Raw genomic sequence first — 2,440 nt, forward strand, 5'->3', positions numbered from 1 at the left:
CAGCGCCAGCGGGTTCAGCAGCCGGGCTCGCTGACGGCCCAGCCGGCGCGCGTACATGCCGTCGTCCCCGCCCCACCGCGCATCGAAATTCGGTTGCACGCTGGCGATCACGCCCCACCTCCCCAGCCGGTCGGCCTGCTCGGCGGTGATCATTTCCAAGTGCTCGAGCCGGTGCCCGCAGCGCGCCACCGCGGCGACCCCGCACCGGTCCGCGACGGCGGCGAACGCGTCGACGACGGCGGTCACCGCGGCGTCGCCGATGACGTGAAAGCCGGCCGGGATGCCGGCCTCGGTGCAGGCGCCGACGTGGGCTTCGATCGCGTCGGCCCGGAGGTAGGCGCTGCCGCAGTGGGCGGCGTCGGCGTACGGCCGGCGCAGCCAGGCGGTGTGTGACCCGAGCGCACCGTCGACGAACAGGTCGCCGGCCAGGCCGTGCGCGCCGGTGGCATCGACGAGCCTGCGAGCTTCGTCGGCGCCCGTCACCGCCTGCCCCCAGTAACCGACCACCTCGACCCCGTGGACCGTCCCGCGGATTTCAAGCCAGTCGTCCAGTCCGCCGATGTCGGGCCCGGCGCATTCGTGGACGGCGACGATGCCGTTGCAGGCGGCCGCATCGAGCGCGGCAACGCGCGCGTGTGCCCGCTGCTCGGCGCTCAACAGTGCACGCGCGGCGGCCCGCACCCGGTGATGCGCGTCCGCCGTCAACGGCCGCTGCGCGTGGAACCCGCCGCACGCGGGCAGATCCGGGTCCGCGCGGCGCAGCGCCGTCGACGCCGCTGCCGAGTGCACGTCGACCCGGGCCAGATACGCGGGCCGGTCGCCCAGCACGCCGTCAAGGTCGTCGGTGCTCGGCGCGACCGGCTCCGGCCAGTTTGACTCGTCCCAGCCGTGGCCCCACAGCGGGCCGTCGGGATGTGCACGGGCGTAGTCGCCGATGAGTCGCAGACAGTGCGCCAACGAGGTGGCCTGCCCCAAGTCGAGGCCTGCCAGGGTGAGGCCGGTGGCGGTGAGGTGAACGTGGCTGTCGACGAACGCCGGCGCGACGAAGCCACCGTCGAGGTCGCAGATCTCGGCGCCGCGGAACTGAGCCCGACCGACGTCGTCGCTGCCCAGCCAGGCCACGACACCGTCACGCACCACCATTGCGGTGGCGTCGGGGTGCGACGGGCTGCAGATCCGCCCGTTGACCAGCAGCGTTGGCAACGCCGGCCGCAGTTAGTCGGGCTTGTGCGGCAGGGCGGGCGGCTCGATGTCGGTAACGTCGATCACCTCGCCGTCGATGTAGTCGCCGCGGCCGGGCGAACCGGCGGGGGCACCCATGCCGGCCACCGTGATGAGCGGTGCGCGGCGCCCGATGCCGCGAACGGCCAGGAAGGTCACCACCGGACGGGCGGCGGCGCGGGTCGGCGGCAGCAGAAACAGCAGCCCCAGCACCGATGTCACCAGGCCGGGAATGACGACCAGCAGGGCGCCCAGCGCGACGAGCGCGCCGTCGCTGACCGCGCCCTGCGGCGTGGTCATGCCGTCTCGCAGCCGTCGCGCCTGGCGCTTGATCTGCGAGCCCGCCACCGACAGGCCGACGACGAAGGTCGCCAGCAGAATCAGAAGGGTCCAGCCGATGCCGATCGTCGAGGCCAGCCCGACAACCGCCGCGAGTTCGACCACGACGTAAATCCAGAACAGCGGCACCACCATGTCATCACAACGTGTCGGCACCGGACGGGGTTCCTACACCGGCGGCCCGGATCTGAAGGCCGACGTGAACCTTGTCGATGCCGCCCCGAACGAGCGTGTGCGCATAGAACCACCAGGCGTGCCACCAGTAGCGCTTCAGGATCGCTTCGTACACCCTTCTCGTCTCCGACTTCGGCAGCACCCGTGCCACCGCTTCCACGGGTTCGCCCTTCGGTCTGCCCAGCGCCCCGCATCTCGCGAGGGTGACCCCCGGGGTGTTGCGGATCCGCCGCACCTTCCAGGAGCCGTCGTCGGTGATCACGAGCAGACGGTCGCCGTCGGGCACGCCCCAGATGGCTGTCGGCTTGGGACGACCGTCCTTGGTGAACGTCGTCAGCAGCAGATACTTCGACCGGTAGACATCGTCGAACGTCGGCGCCACGTCAGCTCGCGGCCTTCAGTTCCAGACCGACGTTGCGCTCCCGGCCGCCCCGCAACCTGCTGAACAGATTGAACACCTTGCCGACGATGCCGTAGCGCTGACCGATCGCGTGGTAGACGTTGTCGGTCTCCGACTTGGCGAGGATGGTGGCGGTAGCCTCGACCGCGTCGCTTTTCGGGTTGCCGCGCATGTCGCACGCGGCGACGGTGACCCGCGGGGTGTTGCGGATCCGCTTGACCTTCCAGGAGTTCTCCTCGGTGATGACGAGCAGGCGGTCCCCGTCCGGCGCGGCCCAGATCGGTGTGGGTTTGGGTCTGCCGTCCT

The 2,440-nt window shown here is 71.1% G+C and carries 4 protein-coding genes; all 4 read right to left on the minus strand.

The window, feature by feature from the left end; translation table 11 throughout:
• Window positions 1-1,203: amidohydrolase (locus VKG81_RS05125; protein ID WP_324390316.1), on the minus strand; the 1,203-nt coding region annotated here is incomplete at its 3' end.
• 12 nt (window positions 1,204-1,215) lie between these two features.
• Window positions 1,216-1,695 carry an FxsA family protein gene (locus tag VKG81_RS05130; protein ID WP_324390318.1) on the minus strand — a complete coding sequence of 160 codons (480 nt, stop codon included), beginning with the start codon at window positions 1,693-1,695 and terminating at the stop codon, window positions 1,216-1,218.
• A 4-nt stretch (window positions 1,696-1,699) separates the two neighbouring features.
• Complete coding sequence (locus tag VKG81_RS05135; protein ID WP_324390321.1) at window positions 1,700-2,116, minus strand: PPOX class F420-dependent oxidoreductase; 417 nt, start codon at window positions 2,114-2,116, stop codon at window positions 1,700-1,702.
• A 1-nt stretch (window position 2,117) separates the two neighbouring features.
• Window positions 2,118-2,440, minus strand: a 323-nt coding sequence (locus VKG81_RS05140) for a PPOX class F420-dependent oxidoreductase (RefSeq protein ID WP_324390323.1), incomplete at its 5' end; no start/stop codon positions are given.

Origin of the sequence: Mycobacterium sp. (assembly GCF_035314905.1) — a bacterium.
GTDB lineage: Bacteria > Actinomycetota > Actinomycetes > Mycobacteriales > Mycobacteriaceae > Mycobacterium.